Origin of the sequence: Rhodococcoides corynebacterioides NBRC 14404 (genome assembly GCF_001894765.1) — a bacterium.
In the GTDB taxonomy this organism is placed as follows: Bacteria; Actinomycetota; Actinomycetes; order Mycobacteriales; family Mycobacteriaceae; genus Rhodococcoides; species Rhodococcoides corynebacterioides.
This window is the reverse complement of sequence record NZ_BCWV01000001.1, coordinates 94,106-113,159: the sequence shown is the minus strand read 5'-3', so window position 1 is coordinate 113,159 and position 19,054 is coordinate 94,106. Positions and strand designations below refer to the sequence as shown.

Sequence of the window (19,054 nt, the reverse complement as noted above, 5' to 3'; positions counted from 1 at the left end):
TCATGCCGACACTCGCCTACGTCATCGCCGGATCCGAAGCGACCGGTGGGGCCGGTCTGCAGGCGGACCTGAAGACCTTCGAGCGGCTCGGGGTCTACGGCGTCGGCACCATCACCTGCATCGTCTCGTTCGACCCGAAGGCCGACTGGGGCCACCGCTTCGTACCCGTCGACGGCGGTGTGATCGCCGACCAGATCGAGGCGGCCACCACAGCGCACGCACTCGACGTCGTGAAGATCGGCATGCTCGGGACGCCGAACACCGTTGACGTGGTTGCCGATTCGCTGGGCAAGCAGAGCTGGCGGCACGTCGTGGTCGACCCGGTGCTCATCTGCAAGGGGCAGGAGCCAGGCGCCGCCCTCGACACCGACAACGCCCTGCGTGCCGACATCCTCCCCCGCGCCACCGTGGTCACCCCCAACCTCTTCGAGGCGCAGACCCTGTCCGGCATGGACAGCATCACCACCGTCGACGACCTCGCCGAAGCAGCACGACGGATCGCAGACCTCGGCCCGCAGTACGTCGTCGTCAAGGGTGGGGCCGGCCTCCCCGGCGACGAGGCCGTCGACGTGCTCTGGGACGGCAGCGACGTGCACGTCTTCCGCGCGCCCAAGGTCGGCGAGGAGCGAGTCTCCGGCGCCGGCTGCATCTTCGCCGCCGCCATCACGGCCGAGCTGGCCAAGGGATCGTCGGTGTACGACGCCGTGCGGGTGGCCAAGGACTTCGCCCACGCCGGGATCGTCGGCCGGGTCACCACCGCCGCCCCCTTCACCGCCGTCGGGTGGCAGGGGTAGGGGTTCGGTTCGGGCGGTTTCCCGCTCCGGCCTTACCCCGATCCGCGCGAGTTCCAGCGGTCCGCGCTGGTTGCAGCTCCGGCGGATCCCTGAAAGTCACGCGGATCGGGGGCGGCGAGTCCGGTGAACCTATGCGCAGCGCGCCGCAATCCGCCACCCCGACCCGATCCGCGCGAGTTCCAGTGGTCCGCGTCGGTTACAGCTCCGGCGGATCCCTGAAAGTCGCGCGGATCGGGGGCGGCGGGTCCGTTAGCTCCGTGCGCAGCGCGGATCAGGCCGGCGGGGTGGGGGCACCCTCGGACGGTGCAGGCGGTGCCGGCGGGGTGGGAGCACCCTCGGGCGGGGTGGGAGCACCCTCGGGCGGGGTGGGAGCACCCTCCGGCGGGGTCGGCGCACCCTCGGGCGGAGCCGGCGCACCCTCCGGAGGTGCGGGCGGCTGACCCTTGCCCGGCCCACCCGGCCCACCGGGCCCACCCGGCCCACCGGGTCCGCACTGCCCCGGCGCGGGCGGAGCGGGCGGAGCGGGGTGCTCCCCGGACTGGGGTGTGGGCTGGTCCGTGCTCGGCGCCTGATCGGTGCTCGGGGCTTGCTCGGTCGTGGTGGGGGCGGGCGGCGCCTGGCCGGGTCCGTCGGCCAGGGCGGTGCCGGTCACTCCGAGGGCGAGGCCCCCCGCGAGGGCGGCACCCACGACGACACGGCGGGAACGCAGTGACAACTTCACACGCTTCTCCTTCTCGATCGGGCACCCGGACGGGCGCCGCTGTCGAGAACCGACGATCGGCGGTGAACCTGAAGCGGCCCTGAAATCGGCACGGTCTTCAGCGAGGCTTCAGGAGCGCACCCGCACACTGGTGGAGTGACCGAACCGCGCCCCGCTCCCCGCATCCTGGTGGTCGAGGACAACGACGCCCTGCGCCTGTCCGTGGCCACGGCCCTCGAGAGCACCGGGGCGCGGGTGCTCGCGGCGGCGGACGGCGCGGACCTGGAGCGGCACCTCACGGAGTTCACGCCGCACCTGCTGGTGCTCGACGTGATGCTGCCGGGCCGGAGCGGGGTCGAGCTGCTCCGGGTGGCGCGCTCGCGGCGGGACGTCGCGGTGATCCTGCTGACCGCACGGGACACGGTGGACGACCGAGTCGCCGGGCTGACGGCCGGTGCGGACGACTACGTGGTCAAGCCCTTCGCCATGGCCGAACTTCTCGCGCGGGTCTCCTCGGTTCTGCGCCGCTACGACGCGGTGGCCACGACGCTCGAGTGCGGGGACCTGGTGGTGGACACCGAATCCGGTGACGCGACGCGGGCGGGCCACACCCTGGACCTGACGGCGACGGAGTGGAAGCTGTTGTCGTACCTGATCTCTCAACGAGGGCGCACGGTCAGCAAGACCCAGATTCTCACGCAGGTATGGGGCTACGACGCATACGACGAGAACCTCGTCGAGGTCCACGTCAGCGCTCTCCGACGCAAGCTCGAGGAACACGGCGGTCGCATCCTGCACACGCGCCGCGGCATCGGCTACGTCCTCAGTGCGGACCCGACACGATCGGACCCGACATGACCGGACCCGACACGACCGGCCTGCGCACCCCGTCCCTGCGCCGCCGACTCGTCCTGTCGGTGATGGCGGTGGTGCTCGCACTGCTCGTCGGAATCGCCGCGGCGGCAACGCTCCTGCTGCGTCACCAGCTCGAGGCGTCGGCAGGGGACAGCCTCGCCGGACGGGCGCAGACCGCGCAGCGCCTCCTGGACAACGGCGCCGACGCGGCGGAGATCGTCTCGGCGACCCAGGGCGAGAACGTCGCCGCACAGCTGGTCACCACCGACGGTCGCGTCGTGGGCGACCTCACGCTCCGGGCGACGACGCCGCCGCCCGCCCTGCGGCCACCGAACGGCGGTCCGCCGGGTCCGCCGCCGCCGGGTGACGACGTGCCGCGGACGGTCGCCACGCGCGTGTCGACGACGACGCTGTCGGACGGGTCGGTCCTCACCGTCGCCGTCGACGCGTCGGGCATCGCCGCGGTGCAGCGGCAGCTCCTGGTGGTCCTGATCCCCCTCGTCACGGTGGCGGCGCTGGTCGCGGCCGCCCTCCTGACGGTGGTGGTGGGCGCATCGTTGAAACCGTTGCGCGGCATGACCTCTCTCGCCCGATCGATCACCCGCGGTCGTCGCGGTGAGCGGCTCTCCCCCACCCGGACGGACACCGAGCTCGGCGAAACCGCGCTGGCGTTCGACGAGATGCTCGACGAGCTCGAGGGGGCGGAGGCCCGCGAGCGTGCCGAAGCCGAGCGCACCCGACGATTCGTCGACGACGCGGCGCACGATCTCCGCACGCCGGTGGCGGGGATGTCGGCCGCAGCCGAGACGCTGCTCCGCGCGTCCGACGCGGACCGCGAGACACGAGAACGTCTGCTGACCGCGATGATTCGGGAATCTCGTCGGGCGTCCGCGTTGATCGACGACCTGTTGACGGTCGCCCGGTCGGCGGACGAGGTGACCTTGGACCGGCGCCCGCACGATCTGCTCGAGATCGCCCGCGCGGACGCCGAGCGGGTCCGGATCGGGCGACCGGGGACGACGGTGGTCGTCACCGGGCAGCCCACGACCGCGATGGTCGACGCCCCCCGCGTCGCGCGAATCCTGGCCAACCTCACCGACAATGCGGTCCGCTACGGGCCGCCCGACGGGCCAGTGACGATCACGGTCGACCGTGACGGACCCGACGCCCGCATCCGCGTGCACGACGACGGCCCCCCGCTCGGCGAGGCGGACCGGGAGCGCATCTTCGATCGGCTGGTTCGCCTCGAGAGTGCGCGATCGACGGCGGGGTCGGGGCTGGGGCTGACCATCGCGCGGCGATTCGCGCGCGCCCACGGCGGCGACGTGCGCTACGACGGGTCGGCGTTCGTCGTCACCCTCCCGGTCGGGGACCGATAGTCGGTCGGCTACAGACCCAGGTCTCCGAGGCCGAGCAGGGAGCGGTACTCGAGTCCCTCGGCGGCGATGACGGCGTCGGCGCCGGTGTCGCGGTCGACCACGGTGGCCACGCCGACCACCTCGGCGCCGGCATCCCGCAACGCGCGGACGGCGGTCAGCGGCGAGTTGCCGGTGGTGGTGGTGTCCTCGACCACCAGCACCCGCGTGCCGACGACGTTCGGCCCCTCGATCTGCCGCTGCATGCCGTGCGCCTTGGCCGCCTTGCGCACGACGAAGGCGTCGATCGGCCGTCCGGGGGCGTGCATGACGGCGAGTGCGACCGGATCGGCACCCATGGTGAGTCCACCGACGGACGCGAAGTCCCAGTCGGACACCAACTCTCGCATGAGCACGCCGATGAGAGCGCCTGCTCGATTGTGCAGTGTCGCGCGGCGCAGGTCGACGTAGTAGTCGGCCTTCTTGCCGGAGGAGAGCGTCACCTCGCCGTGCACGACGGCCAGGTCACGGACCAGTCGAGCCAGTTCGGCACGGTCGGCGGAATCGTGGGTCACGAGCGGTCAATCTACCGACTCAGGCGGCCAGCGCCGGAGCGGGGACATCGGTGACGCCGGGGGCGACGACCGGAGCCGAGGCCGTCTCGACGAACAGTTCGGGCGCGCCGATGCCGAGAGTCCGCACCACCGGGCCGGTGAGCGGCGAGCGCACCAGACCGGCCAGGGCCGCTGCATGCGTGTTGTAGACGCGCACGGCGCCGGCCACTCGCCGCTCCAGGTGATCGAGTTCGGTGACGGCGGCGGTGAAGTCCCACCGCACGCGGCCCGATTCCCGGCCCGCACACACCAGGTGGTGCACCGCGGCCGACAGGGCGTTCTCGGCGGCGGCGCGGTCGCCGAGGTCCGCGCGCCGTTCTCGCACGATCGCGGACCAGGACCGGGCTCCGACGGCCTGATTGATCGCGTCGCGGTCCAGTTCGGCCCCGACGGCGGCGCGGGCGAGCTCGGGGACCAGCAGGCGGCGGTGGTCGAGCGCCACCTCGAGCAGGTGGAGGCCGGCCACCACCGTGTCCACCGTGCGGCGCGCACGACGCACCACGGCCACCAACCAGGCGAGCGTCACGACCAGCGTCGTCGCCACCACCGTCAACACCACAGGAGCCACAGAAGTCACACGACGAACATAAACCGGCCGAACCCCAACCGTCGACCTGAGGTCGAGACTCAGTGAGATCTACCGAGACACGCCGGGAACCACCCCGTCGACCTACGTCCGCCCCCGCGCACTGCCCACGCCGGACGCCGCCCGCCGTGCCAACGACCGTGGGATCAGCCGGGACGCGGAGGTCAGCGCCTTGTACTGCAGCCCGGGCACACTGAGCACCCGACCCTTGTCGAGGTCGGCGAGCGAGGCGTCGACCACCTGGTCCACCGTCAGATACATGAACGACGGAATCGACGACATCTCGATACCCGCACGCTGGTGGAACTCCGTACGAACGAAGCCGGGGCACAGCGCCTGGATGCGCACCCCGGTTCCCGCGAGGCCCCCGGCCAACCCCTCGGTGAGGGACACGACGTACGCCTTGGACGCCGAGTAGGTCGAGCCACGCCCCGAGAGCAGTCCCGCCACGCTGGCGACGTTCACGACGGTTCCCGACGCCGCCGCCACCATCGACGGCAGCGCAGCGCGCGTGAGCTGCACGACGGCGGTGACGTTGACGTCGAGCTGCGACTGCAGCAGTGCGGGGTCGGCGCTCCAGAATTCGCCGGAGGTCCCGAAACCGGCGTTGTTGACGAGGACGTCGACGCCGGCGGCGGCGCGGTCGACGGTCGCGTCCCGGCCGTCGGCGGTGGCGAGGTCGGCCACCAGCACTTCGGACTCGGCGCCGTGCCGGTCCTTCAACTCCGCGGCGAGGGCGTGCAACCGGTGCTCGTCGCGGGCGACGAGCACCAGATCGTGGCCCCGAGCGGCGAAGCGGCGGGCGAATCCGTCACCGATGCCCGACGTGGGGCCGGTGACGAGGGCGACGGGCTTTCCGGACCGAGAGGGACGCGTCATGTGCACGACCCTAATCGGTGAGGTTGCTCACTCGTCGGCGGCGGAACGGCTGTCGGAGATCACCCGACGGGGCGGCAGGACGTGCAGGAGCCCGGACAACCGAGTGACGGTGTCGATCGCCGCGTCCCAGTCGCGTCCGGAGCTCTGCAGCGGCAGGGTCCCGAGGGTCCATTCGCCCTCGCTCCAGAGCAACTGCACCGCGCTCGGGACCGACTCCGTGAACGCCGCCATCCGGCGATCGCACACCCGACGCGCGACGTCCAGATCCGTCGCGAAGACGATGCGGGGACCGAGCGCGCCGAGCAGCGCGAGGTCGGCGTCCTTGGGCGGCGGATCGGTGCGCGAGCGCAGATCGAGGTCGACGTCGGACCCCACCTCGCGGCGCACCGCCACCACCGTGACCGTGTCCTCGAGGTCGAACAGCAGGAACTTCTCGCCCCGACGCACCCCCTCGACGACGTCGACGGCGGTGAGGAATTCCTGGTTCGCGAGAGCCGCGCGGGAGAACCGTCCGGGCAGTGCACGATCGGCCGGGGTGTAGCGGTAGCCCTGCGCCTTGGCCCACATCTGCCGCACTCGACCGAGCTGCCCGCGGCGGGCGTGGTCGATGTACAGCAGCGCGATCGCACCCGCGAGCGCGATCAGAGCGAGGCCGAACCACACAGCTGTCATCGCCCGCAGTCTAACGCCCGGGCGGCACTCCCCCGTCCCGCCGGGCGCTGGTGGCACGGGCGTTCTCTACCCGCCGGTATACCCGCCGGTAACGCATTCTTCGAGGTCAGTGACCGATCATGACCTCCCGGCGGGGTCGTTGGTTGTACTCGCCAGTACGGTTCGAGGCCGTCACACTGGTCCGCGAGAGTCGACGAGACCACATCGAGAGAGCGTCGGCCAGACCACACCGAGACCCATCCCCTGACACCCGGCGGAGCGCATGTTCACACGTATTGCAGTTGTCAACCGAGGCGAGGCCGCAGTGCGCCTCATCCGAGCCGTACGCGAACTGAACGCCGACGCGCCGGAGCACCCCCTCACGGTGATCGCGCTGCACACCGATGCCGAGCGTCGGGCGATGTTCGTGCGCCAGGCGGACGAGGCGGTCACTCTCCGCAAGTCCGGCCCCGGCAACCCCTATCTCGACCACGCCGAGCTCGAGCGCGCCCTCGTCGAGGCGCGCGCCGACGCGGTGTGGGTCGGCTGGGGCTTCGTCGCCGAGGACCCCGCCTTCCGCGAGGTGTGCGACCGACTCGGCATCACCTTCATCGGCCCGACGGCCGAGGCGATGCGTCTGCTCGGCGACAAGGTCGAGGCGAAGATCCTCGCCGAGAAGGTGGGCGTCCCCGTCGCGCCGTGGAGTGGTGGTCCCGTCGAGACGCGTGCCGACGCGCGTCGTCACGCGGCGGCGATCGGCTATCCGCTGATCATCAAGGCGCGCAGCGGTGGTGGCGGTCGCGGTATCCGCAAGGTCTACGCGGAGGACGAGCTCGAGCTGGCGCTCGAGCGCACCCAGGGCGAAGCCGAGCGCTCCTTCGGCGACCCGGTGGTCTTCCTCGAGCGGCTGGTCACCGAGGCCCGCCACGTCGAGGTGCAGGTGATCGCCGACCAGCACGGCAACGTGTGGGCGCCGGGTGTCCGCGACTGCTCGATCCAGCGTCGCAACCAGAAGGTCATCGAGGAGTCCAGCTCGGCCGTCCTCACCGCCGAGCAGGCCGATCACCTCCGGTCCGTCTCCGCCGATCTGGTCCGCGCGGCGGGCTACCACGGCGCCGGCACGGTCGAGTACCTCTACCAGCCGGAACAGAAGATCTTCACGTTCCTCGAGGTCAACACGCGCCTGCAGGTCGAGCACCCCATCACCGAGGTCACCACGGGTATCGACCTGGTGAAACTGCAGATCCGCACCGCCCGCGGCGAGCAGCTCGAGGGCGAGTGCCCGGGCGAGTTCGGCCACGCGGTGGAGGCTCGCCTGAACGCCGAGGACGCCGACAACGGCTTCGCTCCGGCCCCGGGCAGCGTGCAGCTGCTGAAGTTCCCGCTCGGCTCCGGCCTGCGCGTCGACACCGGAATCGCCCAGAACGACGTCATCCCACCGGATTACGACTCCATGGTCGCCAAGGTCATCGCCTGGGGACGCGATCGCAGCGAGGCTCTCGCCCGCCTGCGGACGGCTCTGCGCGAGACCACCGTCGTCATCGACGGCGGCACCACCACCAAGTCCTTCCTGCTCGATCTCCTCGACCGTGAGGAACTGATCGAGGCCACCGCCGACACCGGCTGGCTGGACCGCACCGGCGCCGGCACGGCCGACGGGCCGACCCGCGTCGCCGACATCGCACTGGTCGCGGCGGCCGTCGACGCGTACGACGCCGACGAGGCCCGCGAGCGCGCCAAGTTCCTGCTCTCCGCCCGCGGTGGACGCCCCCGCGCGAGCCACGACATCGGCCGCACGGTCGAGCTGAACTACCAGGGCCAGGGCTACCGCGTCACCGTCGGCCAGATCGGTCCGCACCGCTACCTCGCCGAGGTCGACGGCCAGGACCTCACCATCGATGTCGAGCGGCTCGGCGAGTTCGAGCGTCGCGCCGAGGTCGACGGCACGCGGTACTCGCTGGTCACGGTGCCCGGCCCGGCCGGTTACCTCGTCGAGGTCGACGGTGTCAGCCACCAGATCACGCAGGACGAGGCCGGCCTGGTCCGCGCTCCCGCGCCCGCCGTGGTCGTCGCCGTCCCGGTCGCCGTGGGCGACGAGGTCGAGGCAGGCGCCACGCTGGTGGTGCTCGAGGCCATGAAGATGGAGACCGCCGTCCGCGCGACGACGGCCGGTCGGGTCACCGAGGTGCTGGCCACGGTCAACGCTCAGGTGGACAACGGTGCGGCGCTGCTGCGGGTCGAGCCCGTCGGCGAGCAGGCCGCGGCGTCCACGACCGCGCGGGTGGAGTTCCGTACCCCGTGCAGCGACGTCGACCGCGACGACCGCGCCGCGGCTCTGGCCCTGCTCGACGAGGTGCGCGCGCTGATCGGCGGCTTCGACGTCTCCGCCGCGCGGGCCCACGCCGTGCTCGGCGAGTACGACGCGCTGCGCGGCGCCCTGCCGCGACGCGACGCCGATCTGGTGCGGGCCGAGCTCGACCTGCTGACCACGTTCGCCGACGTCTGCGAGCTGACGCGCAACCGGCCGACGATGGACGAGGAAGGCACCGACGAGCGCGTGCACAGCCCGCGCGAGCACTTCCACGCCTTCCTCGGCTCGCTCGATCCCGACGTGCACGCGCTGCCGGACTCGTTCCGCGACAAGCTGACTCGCGCGCTGCGCCACTACGACAAGACCGATCTCGAACGCGGGCGCGACCTCGAGGAAGCCGTCTACCGGCTCTTCCTCGCCCAGCAGCGCATCGAGAACCAGGTCCCGGTCATCGCCGCCCTGCTCGACCGCTGGATCACCGATCCGTCCGTCGCGCCGGACGCCACGCGGGACGTGGCCGAGGTGCTGGACCGGCTGGTCGTCGCCACCCAGGTGCGCTACCCCGTGATCGGCGACGTCGCCCGGAACCTGCGCTTCCAGCTGTTCGACGAGCCGCAGATCCGCAAGGCCCGTGAGCAGGTGTACGACGGTGTGCGGGGCTCGCTGCAGTACCTCGCCGAGCGTCCCGACGCGGACGATCACCAGGAGCGCATCGACGCCCTGGTGGCCACCGAGGAACCGCTGGTGGAGCTGCTGTCCCAGCGGGTCTCGGATCCGGGCGCGCTGCTCGAGGTCATCACCCGGCAGTACTACGAGATCCGTGACTTCGAGGACGTCAAGGCGTTCGATCGTGAAGGGCGGCACTACGTCTCGGGCACGTTCACGCTCGTCGGCGGCAAGGTCTCCCTGCTCGCCACGATGACCGATCGCGCCGGACTCGTCGACACGCTCGACGCCGTCGCGGTCACCGCCGGACCCGAGCCGCAGAACCTCGCCGTCGACCTGTACCTGTCGTGGGCCGACGCCCCGGAGGACGGCGACGCCCTCGCGGCCGACCTGCAGACCGCCCTGGGCGCGCACACCGCGGTCACCGGATGGCGCCGGGTCACCGTCACCGTCTTCGGTCGCGGCACCGGCATCACGCACCAGGTCACCTTCCGTCCCACCGCGGACCGCTCCGCGCTGGCCGAGGACTCCTCGCTGCGCGATCTGCACCCGCTCACCGGACAGCGTCTGGATCTGTGGCGCCTGAAGAACTTCGACGGCGTCCGCATCCCGTCGACGCCGGGCACGTTCCTCTTCGACGTCGTCGCCAAGGACAACCCGAAGGACGAGCGCCTCATCGCGCTCGCCGAGATCCGCGACGCCACGGTGCAGTTCGACGACGCGGGCAACGTGGTGTCGGTGCCGGCGATCGAGCGCACGCTGTCCGCGTGCCTCGACGGCATCCGGCGGGCGCAGTCCCGTCGCGGCAATCGCCGTCTCGACCACAACCGCGTGGTGCTCTACGTCTGGCCGGTGCTGAACCTGCCGCTCGAGAAGTTGCGCACCGTCGCACGGCATCTCGCGCCGCTGACGGTCGCGGCCGGACTCGAGGAGATCACCATGATGGCGCGAGTGTCGGTGCGTCCCGGCGCCGAGCCCACCCGCCAGGCACTGCGGTTCTCCTACCGCCCCGGCACCGGCGTCGTCACCCGCATCACCGAGCCGCCCACCGAGCCGATGCGCCCGCTGGACACCTACACCCAGAACGTGCAGCGGTCCCAGGCCCGCGGCACCGTCTACCCGTACGAGTTGATCCCCGTGCTCACCAAGCGCGACGGATCGTTCACCGAGTACGACCTCGACGAGACCGGTGCTCTGCAGCCCATCGCCCGGCCGTACGGGCAGAACACGGCGGGCATCATCGTCGGCCTGATCTCCACGCCGACCGCGCTGTACCCCGAGGGCATGACCCGCGTCGCGCTGTTCGGCGACCCGACCAAGGCCCTCGGCACCGTCGCGGAGGCCGAGTGCGCCCGCGTCGTCGCCGCCATCGACCTCGCCGAGGAGATGGACGTCCCCGTCGAATGGTTCGCGCTGTCCTCCGGTGCCACCATCTCGATGGACTCGGGCACCGAGAACATGGACTGGGTCTCGCGCGCCCTGCGCCGCATCATCACGTTCACCCAGGCCGGCCACGAGATCAACGTGGTGGTCGCGGGGATCAACGTCGGTGCCCAGCCGTACTGGAACGCCGAGGCCACGATGCTCATGCACACCAAGGGCATTCTGGTGATGACGCCGGAGAGCGCGATGGTGCTGACCGGCAAGCAGTCGCTCGACTACTCCGGTGGCGTCTCCGCCGAGGACAACTTCGGCATCGGTGGTTACGACCGCGTCATGGGGCCGAACGGCCAGGCGCAGTACTGGGCCCCGAACCTCGGCGCCGCGTGCGACGTGCTCTTCGCCCACTACGAGCACGCGTATCGCGCACCGGGAGAACGCTTCCCGCGTCGTGCCGCCACCTCCGATCCCGTCGACCGCGACGTGCGGACGTACCCGCACGTGCACCCGTCGAGCGACTTCGAGACCGTCGGCGACATCTTCTCCGCCGAACGGAACCCGGAGCGCAAGAAGCCCTTCGACATCCGCACGGTGATGCGCTCGGTCGTCGACCAGGACCACGCGGTGCTCGAGCGGTGGGCCGACATGGCCGACGCCGACACCTCCGTCGTCTTCGACGCCCACCTCGCCGGCTACCCGGTGACGGTCATCGGCATCGAGTCCCGCGCCATCGCCCGCAAGGGGTGGTTCCCGACGGACGGACCGGATCAGTGGACGTCGGGAACGCTCTTCCCGCGCTCGTCGAAGAAGACGGCGCGAGCGATCAACGCGGCCAGCGGCAACCGTCCGCTGGTGGTGCTGGCCAACCTCTCCGGCTTCGACGGGTCACCGGAATCCCTGCGCAACCTGCAGCTCGAGTACGGCGCCGAGATCGGCCGCGCCATCGTCAACTTCGACGGCCCGATCGTCTTCTGCGTCGTCTCGCGCTACCACGGCGGTGCGTTCGTGGTGTTCTCCGGAGCGCTCAACGAGAACATGGAGGTGCTCGCGGTCGAGGGCTCCTTCGCCTCGGTGCTGGGCGGCGCCCCGGCCGCGGCCGTGGTGTTCACCCGCGACGTCAACAAGCGGACCGCCGGCGACCCGTCGGTGCGCGATCTCGAGACGCGGATGAACGACGCCGAGGACGACGCGGAGCGGGCGCGACTGCAGGTGGAGCTGTCCGCGACCCGCACCGCCGTGCGGTCGCAGAAGCTGGGTGAGGTGGCCGCGGAGTTCGAGGCGGTGCACAACATCGAGCGTGCCCGCGAGGTCGGGTCGGTCCACCACATCGTGGCCGCCGCCGAACTCCGTCCGCAGATCGTCGCCGCGATCGAGCGGGGGATGGCCCGGAGCTGATCCCGGCCCGACCCCGCCCGTCCCGGTGCGCAGCGCCCTCGGAGCAGATCGGGAGGCGCTGCGCGCCGTCGGAGCAGGTCGGCAGAGCGGTCAGAACCCGCCGCTGACGATGACCTCCGCGGTGATGGTGCCGTTCTCGAGCGGGGAGCCCTGCACCACCACGGACGTCCCGGTCCGCAGATCGGCCACCGATCCGGCCCCGAGGGCGAGCACCCGCGTCTGCGGCGTCGTCGTGACGGTCACCGTCGATCCCCCGATGGCCTCGAGGACCAGCGTGGTCCCGTCGTTGGAGACGATCCGACCGACCGTCGCCCCCTGCGTTCCGAGCGCCTCCCCCACACCGCCGGGAATCTGGTCCAGCCCCGGCAACGACGGCGTCGTCTCCGGTGTGGTGCTCGGCGGCGGCGTGGTCGTGGTGGCCGGCGCCGTGGACCGCGGCGTGATGGCGGGTGCGGCGGTGGTCGACGACGACTGCGAGTCGTAGAGCAGCCAGGCGCCCAGTCCGACCAGGGCGATGACGAGGGCGGCGACGACGCCGACGATCAGTCCCTTGTTCGGTCCTCGACCGCCCCCACCGGGGCCGTCGAGCGGCGGCGCTTCGCCGTACCGATCGCCCCCGGGCGGGTACTGCCCTGTCGCGTAGGGATCCGGCGGGTACTGGCCGGACGGGTACTGCCCCGTCGCGTAGGGATCCGGCGGGTACTGGCCCGTCGCATAAGGATCGGGTGGGTACTGCCCTGCGGGCAGGGCCTCGGTGGGTCGGTAGCCGGTCTCGCCCCAGGCCCGGCCCGTTCCCTGCGACCCGTACGCCCGGGTCGGGTCGGAGGTGTGACCGAGGTACTCGGTGGGCTGATCGCCCCGTCCCTCGCGTCCGTCGCGGCCGTCGGATGTGCTGCTCATAGGAACGAGGGTAGGGAGCCGACGGCCCGACAACCACGTGCCCGGACGGGAATCGGGGCAAATGGGACGACTTCGCCGACCGTGTCGCCACGGCCGGGGCCGGTGTGATCGACTCGGATTCTCACCTCTCACCAGGAGTGCCATGTCCACGGACCGGAGCCTCGATCCCCACGCCGGATCGCTCGGGACCTCGCTGAAGCCCCGTCACGTCACGATGATCTCGATCGCGGGGGTGATCGGCGCGGGACTGTTCGTCGGTTCCGCGACGGCCATCAACCTCGCCGGGCCCGCGGTCCTGCTGTCCTACCTCTTCGCCGGAATCCTCGTCGTCCTCGTGATGCGCATGCTCGGGGAAATGGCGACGGCCAATCCCGACACCGGCTCGTTCTCCACCTACGCGCACCGCGCGTTGGGTCACTGGGCCGGGTTCTCGGTCGGCTGGCTGTACTGGTGGTTCTGGGTGCTGGTCATTCCGGTGGAGGCGACGGCGGGGGCGTTGATCCTGAACTCGTGGCTCGGCGGCGAGCAGTGGATCTGGGCTCTGGCGATCACGCTGGCGTTGACCGTGACCAATCTGCTCAGCGTCGGCAACTACGGCGAGTTCGAGTTCTGGTTCGCGCTGATCAAGGTGGTGGCGATCGTCGCGTTCATCGCGCTGGGCGTCCTCGCGATCCTGGGTCTGCTGCCGGGCAGCAGCGTCAGTGGCGTGTCCAATCTGTGGGACAACGGCGGTTTCATGCCGTTCGGCTTCGGCGCCGTGATCGCGGCGATGCTGACGACGATGTTCTCGTTCATGGGCACCGAGATCGTCACCATCGCCGCGGCGGAGTCCCCGGATCCGAAGAAGGGCATCACGCGCGCCGTCAATTCCGTGATCTGGCGGATCATGATCTTCTACCTGGGGTCGATCTTCGTCGTCGTCGCGTTGGTGCCGTCGCAGGAACTCGACGCGAGCACCGGCTCGTACCAGTACGTGTTGGGCGCCATGAACATTCCGCATGCGGATCGCATCATGGACGTCGTCATCCTCACCGCCGTCGCCTCGTGCCTGAACTCGGCCCTCTACACCGCCAGCCGCATGCTGTTCTCGCTGTCCGAGCGCGGCGACGCCCCCGCGGTGGTCCGCAGGGTGTCCGGCCGCGGCGTGCCCTACGTCTCGGTGTTGGCGTCGACGGCGTTGGGTTTCGTTGCCGTGGTGGGCAATTACGTGTTGCCGGAGAAGCTCTTCGGCTACCTGCTCGCCACCACCGGGGCGGTCGCGCTGTTCGTCTACCTCACCATCGCGGCCAGCCAGTTGGTGTTGCGCCGCACCCTCGACAGCGAGGGACGTCGGCCGCCGGTCCGCATGTGGCTGTACCCGTGGCTGACGTATCTCGCGATGGGATTCATCGTGGTGGTCCTGGTGATGATGGCGGTCCTTCCGGATCAGCGAACGGCCATCCTGTTCTCCGGCATTCTGGCCGCCGCCACGGTCGCGGCGGGTGTTCTCCGGCAACGGCACGGAACCTCGTCCGCGGCCGTCGACAAGAGCGGCGAAACGACGGCGGCGCGGTAGTTTCGTCGCACCACCTGCGCAGCCCGCGTCGAGGTCAGGCCACCCGAAGCGAGTCCGACGTGATCAGTCAACGGATCAGCCCCGATCCGGTTCTGTCGTTCCTGGTGATGACACCGAAGCCCGCCGAGCGGTCGCGACTGATCATCTCCCTGGTGACCCTCCTGGTCGGTGCGTCCGGCCTGACCCTGCTCCCGGCGGACGCACTGCGGCCGGGTGGGAACGTCGTGGTGATCGTCGCCTCCGCGACCACGGTCCCGGTGGCCGCGTTCTGGATCGCCGGCCGCCGGCCGCCGTGGTTCGAGACGGCCTTCGTCGCCTACGCCACGGTGGGCGTGGTGTCGGTGCTCGCGGTGTATTCCTCGCCGTTCGCCGCGATCCCGTCGTGCTCGGCGCTGGTGCTGATCTCGCTGTACGCGTCGGCGTTCACCTCGCCGCGCATCCTGCTGATCCAGGTGGCGGTCTCGGCCGCCGTGCTGACGACCTTCGCGGCGGGTGCCCTGACGTCGGCCGTCGACAGATGGATGGTCGTGACCCATCTCCTCTCGGTGGCGGCGCTCTTCGCCGCCCCGTTCGTGATGCGGTACTACGTGGCGTTCCTGCGGCGACAGGTGGACGAGTCGCAGCGCGACCCGGTGACCGGCCTGCTCACCCGGCGTGGGATCTACAACCGGGTCACCGCCCTCGCCCGCGCGGTCCCGCCCGGACGGGCGTTGGGCGTCGTGACGACGGAGATCGTCGCCCTGTCCGACCTCGAGGAACGCTACGGACACGCCGTCGTCGACGACGTCGTGGTGGAGTTGGCCGAGCGGCTCACGGCGTCGTCACCCGACGACGCCCTGATCTCGCGCCTCGACTCCGACCACCTTCTCTCGGTCTTTCCGGTGCCCGAGGATCGCGCCGAGTCCGCCGTTCAGCACGTCGCAGCGACGGTGACGACGACGCCGCTGCGCAGCGCACCCGCCGGGGTCCGCGTCGGATCGGTCGTCGAGCCCTTCTCCGCGGCCGAGGATCCCGGCACCCTGCTGCACCGCGGTCTGTCGCGGGCGCAGGCGGCGATGCAGCGGACGACGCCGTCCCGATTCGACGGCGACGTCCACCGCGCCGTGTCGACGCTGGTGGCCGACGGTGGCCCGCGCATCGTCTTCCAACCCATCTGCGCCACGAAGGATCTCGCGATCGTCGGCTACGAGGCGCTGTCACGCTTTCCCGCCGGCAGCGGATCGCCGGTGACGTGGTTCGCCGACGCCGAGACGGTCGGCCTGCGGGTGCAACTGGAGATGGCCGCGATCACCAACGCCCTCCGCGACTCGACCGCGTTGCCGGCCGACGCCTTCCTGTCGGTGAACGCCTCGTCGGCCACGCTCGTCTCCAGCGAGTTGGCGGCGGCGCTGACCGCCCATCTCCCGGTGCGACGGCTGATCCTCGAGATCACCGAGCACGATCGCATCGAGGACTACGCGTCCGTGCGGGCCGCGATCGCGGCTCTGCGCGCGGCGGGGGTACTGATCTCGGTGGACGACGTCGGATCCGGATACTCCGGCCTGCGTCAGCTGGTCGAGTTGGAACCGGCGGTGGTCAAGCTGGACGCCTCGATCGTCCGCGGGGTCGACCGTGACCCCATGCGACGCGCGGCGGCGGTGTCCATCACCACCTTCACGAGGGAGATCGGGGCGCGGTCGGTGTTCGAGGGCGTCGAGACCGAGGCGGAGCTGGCCGTCGCCGCAGAAGTCGGCGCCGACATGGTGCAGGGCTACCTGCTGGGCCGACCTGCACCGCCGCCGTCACTTCGCTGAGCGACGACGGCGGCATCCGGTCTACCGGCCGAGCGTCACGACACCACCAACGAGTCGGCATCGGTGTCGACGTTCACGTGCACCGTGTCCCCGTCGGTGATCCGGCCGGCCAACAACGCCTTGGCCAGCTGGTCGCCGATGGACTGCTGGATAAGTCGACGCAGCGGGCGTGCACCGTACTGCGGGTCGTAGCCGCGCACCGCCAGCCAGAACCGCGCCGACGGCGACACGTCGAGCTCGAGCCGCCGCGCCGCCAGGCGGTGCTGCAACTGGTCGAGCTGGATGTCGACGATGGACTGCAGCTGTTCCTCCGACAGCGGGTCGAAGATCACGACGTCGTCGAGGCGGTTGACGAACTCCGGCTTGAACGCCGCCCGCACCGCGGCCATGACGTGGTCACGGTCGCCGCCGGCCCCCAGGTTGGAGGTGAGGATCAGCAGGGTGTTGCGGAAGTCCACCGTGCGACCCTGACCGTCGGTGAGTCGACCCTCGTCGAGCACCGCCAGCAGGATGTCGAAGACGTCGGGATGGGCCTTCTCCACCTCGTCGAACAGGACCACGGTGTACGGCCGACGCCGCACGGCCTCGGTGAGCTGACCACCCGCGTCGTATCCGACGTAGCCGGGAGGCGCACCGACCAGGCGAGCCACCGAATGCTTCTCGCTGTACTCACTCATGTCGATGCGGATCATCGCCCGCTCGTCGTCGAACAGGAAGTGCGCGAGCGACTTCGCCAACTCCGTCTTGCCGACGCCGGTGGGGCCGAGGAAGAGGAACGATCCCGTCGGCCGGTTGGGGTCGGCCACGCCGGCCCGCGCCCGACGCACCGCGTCGGACACCGCCTGCACCGCCTCGTCCTGTCCGACGACTCGGCGGCCGAGCTCCTCCTCCATGCGCAACAGCTTCGCTGTCTCGCCCTCGAGCATGCGTCCCGCGGGGATGCCGGTCCACGACGCCACGACGTCGGCGACGTCGTCGGGTCCGACCTCCTCCTTGAGCATGACGTCCCCCTGCGGGGCGCTCTCGGCGGTCTTCTCCGCGAGCTCCTTCTCGAGCACCGGGATGCGGCCGTACCGCAGCTCGGCGGCCCGGCCGAGGTCGCCGTCGCGTTCGGCGCGCTCGGACTCGCCGCGCAGCGCCTCGAGCTGCTCCTTGAGGTCGCGCACCGAGTCGATGGCGTTCTTCTCGTTCTGCCACCGCGTGCTGAGCTCGGCCAGCTTCTCCTTGCTGTCGGCCAACTCGGACCGCAGCTTCTCGAGCCGCGACCGGGACGCGTCGTCGGTCTCCTTGGCGAGCGCCATCTCCTCGATCTCGAGGCGTCGAACGACGCGCTCGATCTCGTCGATCTCCACCGGCCGCGAGTCGATCTCCATGCGGAGACGGGACGCGGCCTCGTCGACCAGGTCGATCGCCTTGTCCGGCAGGAAACGCGAGGTGATGTATCGGTCGGACAGCGTGGCCGCCGCGACCAGGGCGGAGTCGGTGATGCGCACGCCGTGGTGCACCTCGTACCGCTCCTTGAGTCCGCGCAGGATGCCGACGGCGTCCTCGACGGACGGCTCCCCGACCACCACCTGCTGGAATCGGCGCTCCAGGGCGGCGTCCTTCTCGATGTACTTGCGGTACTCGTCGAGCGTGGTCGCACCGACCAGTCGCAACTCGCCGCGGGCCAGCATGGGCTTGATCATGTTGCCCGCGTCCATCGCGGACTCCCCGGTGGCGCCCGCGCCGACGATGGTGTGCAGCTCGTCGATGAACGTGATCACCTGACCGGCGGAATTCTTGATGTCGTCGAGCACGGCCTTGAGCCGTTCCTCGAACTCGCCGCGATACTTCGCGCCCGCGACCATGGATCCGAGATCCAGCGAGACCACGGTCTTGCCGCGCAAACTCTCCGGCACGTCGCCGGCGACGATCCGCTGAGCGAGGCCCTCGACGATGGCCGTCTTGCCGACACCCGGCTCACCGATGAGGACCGGGTTGTTCTTGGTCCGACGGCTGAGCACCTGCACGACGCGGCGAATCTCGGTGTCGCGCCCGATGACCGGATCGAGTTTGCCGCTGCGGGCGGCCTCGGTGAGGTCGGTCGAGTACTTCTCGAGCGCCTGGTACGTGCCCTCGGGATCGGGACTCGTCACGCGGGCGCTGCCGCGGACCGCCGTGAACGCGTCCCGCAGCGCCTCCTCGGTCGCGCCCTGGTTCCGCAGCATCCGGGCGACGTCGGACTCCGCGCTCGACAGGCCGACCACGAGGTGTTCGGTGGAGACGTACTCGTCGTCGAGTTCGGTGGCGAGGTGCTGCGCCGCGGTGATCGCCGCGAGCGCCTCGCGGCCGAGCTGCGGCTGCGTGGTGGAGCCGGTGGCGGTCGGCAGGCGATCGACCAATTTCTGTGCTTCCTTGCGCACGACGCCGGGATCGACCCCGACGGCCTTCAACAACGGACCGGCGATGCCGTCCGTCTGGTCGAGCAGGGCCACGAGCAGGTGAGCCGGTCGGATGTCCGGGTTGCCCGCTGCGGAGGCCGACTGCAGGGCAGCGGTGAGTGCCGCCTGGGTCTTGGTGGTGGGAGTGAACGAGTCCACCGGTCACCTTCCTTCGTGTCGTGTTCCGTCGACGGATG

The 19,054-nt window shown here is 70.7% G+C and carries 13 protein-coding genes; 6 read left to right on the top strand and 7 right to left on the bottom strand.

Annotation, left to right across the window (positions count from 1 at the left end; genetic code table 11):
* The first annotated feature begins 2 nt into the window (after positions 1-2).
* Positions 3-794, top strand: a complete 792-nt coding sequence (thiD, locus tag RC2_RS00520) for a bifunctional hydroxymethylpyrimidine kinase/phosphomethylpyrimidine kinase (RefSeq protein ID WP_068147338.1) — start codon at positions 3-5, stop codon at positions 792-794.
* A 271-nt stretch (positions 795-1,065) separates the two neighbouring features.
* Here the strand turns inward: thiD and RC2_RS19030 are convergent, their stop codons facing one another.
* The gene (locus tag RC2_RS19030; RefSeq protein ID WP_176579664.1) at positions 1,066-1,515 is read right to left on the bottom strand and encodes a hypothetical protein; all 450 of its coding nucleotides are present in this window, start codon (positions 1,513-1,515) and stop codon (positions 1,066-1,068) included.
* Positions 1,516-1,650: 135 nt separating this feature from the next.
* Here RC2_RS19030 and RC2_RS00515 point away from each other — a divergent pair, with 135 nt between their 5' ends.
* Both RC2_RS00515 and RC2_RS00510 read left to right on the top strand, forming a co-directional pair.
* Positions 1,651-2,352, top strand: a complete 702-nt coding sequence (locus RC2_RS00515) for a response regulator transcription factor (RefSeq protein WP_072680883.1) — start codon at positions 1,651-1,653, stop codon at positions 2,350-2,352.
* Positions 2,349-3,728, top strand: coding sequence for a sensor histidine kinase (locus RC2_RS00510; RefSeq protein WP_068149173.1), 1,380 nt, complete (start codon positions 2,349-2,351; stop codon positions 3,726-3,728). The genes RC2_RS00515 and RC2_RS00510 overlap by 4 nt, the downstream gene beginning before the upstream one ends.
* A gap of 8 nt (positions 3,729-3,736) precedes the next feature.
* On the opposite strand, the gene pyrE is transcribed toward RC2_RS00510, so the two are convergent.
* The 4 genes from pyrE to RC2_RS00490 all read right to left on the bottom strand — a co-directional run bounded on the left by pyrE (position 3,737) and on the right by RC2_RS00490 (position 6,455).
* Positions 3,737-4,279 carry an orotate phosphoribosyltransferase gene (pyrE, locus tag RC2_RS00505; protein ID WP_068149176.1) on the bottom strand — a complete coding sequence of 181 codons (543 nt, stop codon included), beginning with the start codon at positions 4,277-4,279 and terminating at the stop codon, positions 3,737-3,739.
* A gap of 19 nt (positions 4,280-4,298) precedes the next feature.
* Positions 4,299-4,895: a hypothetical protein gene (locus RC2_RS00500; RefSeq protein ID WP_169818390.1), complete on the bottom strand. Its 597-nt coding sequence runs from the start codon at positions 4,893-4,895 to the stop codon at positions 4,299-4,301.
* 93 nt (positions 4,896-4,988) lie between these two features.
* Positions 4,989-5,783, bottom strand: coding sequence for an SDR family NAD(P)-dependent oxidoreductase (locus RC2_RS00495; RefSeq protein WP_068149182.1), 795 nt, complete (start codon positions 5,781-5,783; stop codon positions 4,989-4,991).
* 27 nt (positions 5,784-5,810) lie between these two features.
* A complete protein-coding gene (locus RC2_RS00490; RefSeq protein ID WP_068149184.1) occupies positions 5,811-6,455 on the bottom strand; it encodes a TtfA family protein in 645 nt (214 codons plus the stop codon).
* Between the two features lie 262 nt (positions 6,456-6,717).
* On the opposite strand from RC2_RS00490, the gene RC2_RS00485 reads away from it, so the two are divergent.
* Complete coding sequence (locus RC2_RS00485) at positions 6,718-12,186, top strand: ATP-binding protein (RefSeq protein WP_068149186.1); 5,469 nt, start codon at positions 6,718-6,720, stop codon at positions 12,184-12,186.
* Between the two features lie 90 nt (positions 12,187-12,276).
* Here the strand turns inward: RC2_RS00485 and RC2_RS00480 are convergent, their stop codons facing one another.
* Complete coding sequence (locus RC2_RS00480) at positions 12,277-13,086, bottom strand: DUF3824 domain-containing protein (protein ID WP_068149189.1); 810 nt, start codon at positions 13,084-13,086, stop codon at positions 12,277-12,279.
* 142 nt (positions 13,087-13,228) lie between these two features.
* On the opposite strand from RC2_RS00480, the gene RC2_RS00475 reads away from it, so the two are divergent.
* Both RC2_RS00475 and RC2_RS00470 read left to right on the top strand, forming a co-directional pair.
* Positions 13,229-14,641, top strand: a complete 1,413-nt coding sequence (locus RC2_RS00475) for an amino acid permease (RefSeq protein ID WP_068149191.1) — start codon at positions 13,229-13,231, stop codon at positions 14,639-14,641.
* Positions 14,642-14,700: 59 nt separating this feature from the next.
* Entirely contained in the window at positions 14,701-16,434 is a 1,734-nt protein-coding gene (locus tag RC2_RS00470) for an EAL domain-containing protein (RefSeq protein WP_072680881.1), read from the top strand.
* Between the two features lie 35 nt (positions 16,435-16,469).
* Here the strand turns inward: RC2_RS00470 and clpB are convergent, their stop codons facing one another.
* A complete protein-coding gene (gene clpB, locus RC2_RS00465; RefSeq protein ID WP_068149194.1) occupies positions 16,470-19,016 on the bottom strand; it encodes an ATP-dependent chaperone ClpB in 2,547 nt (848 codons plus the stop codon).
* Between the last annotated feature and the right edge of the window lie 38 nt (positions 19,017-19,054).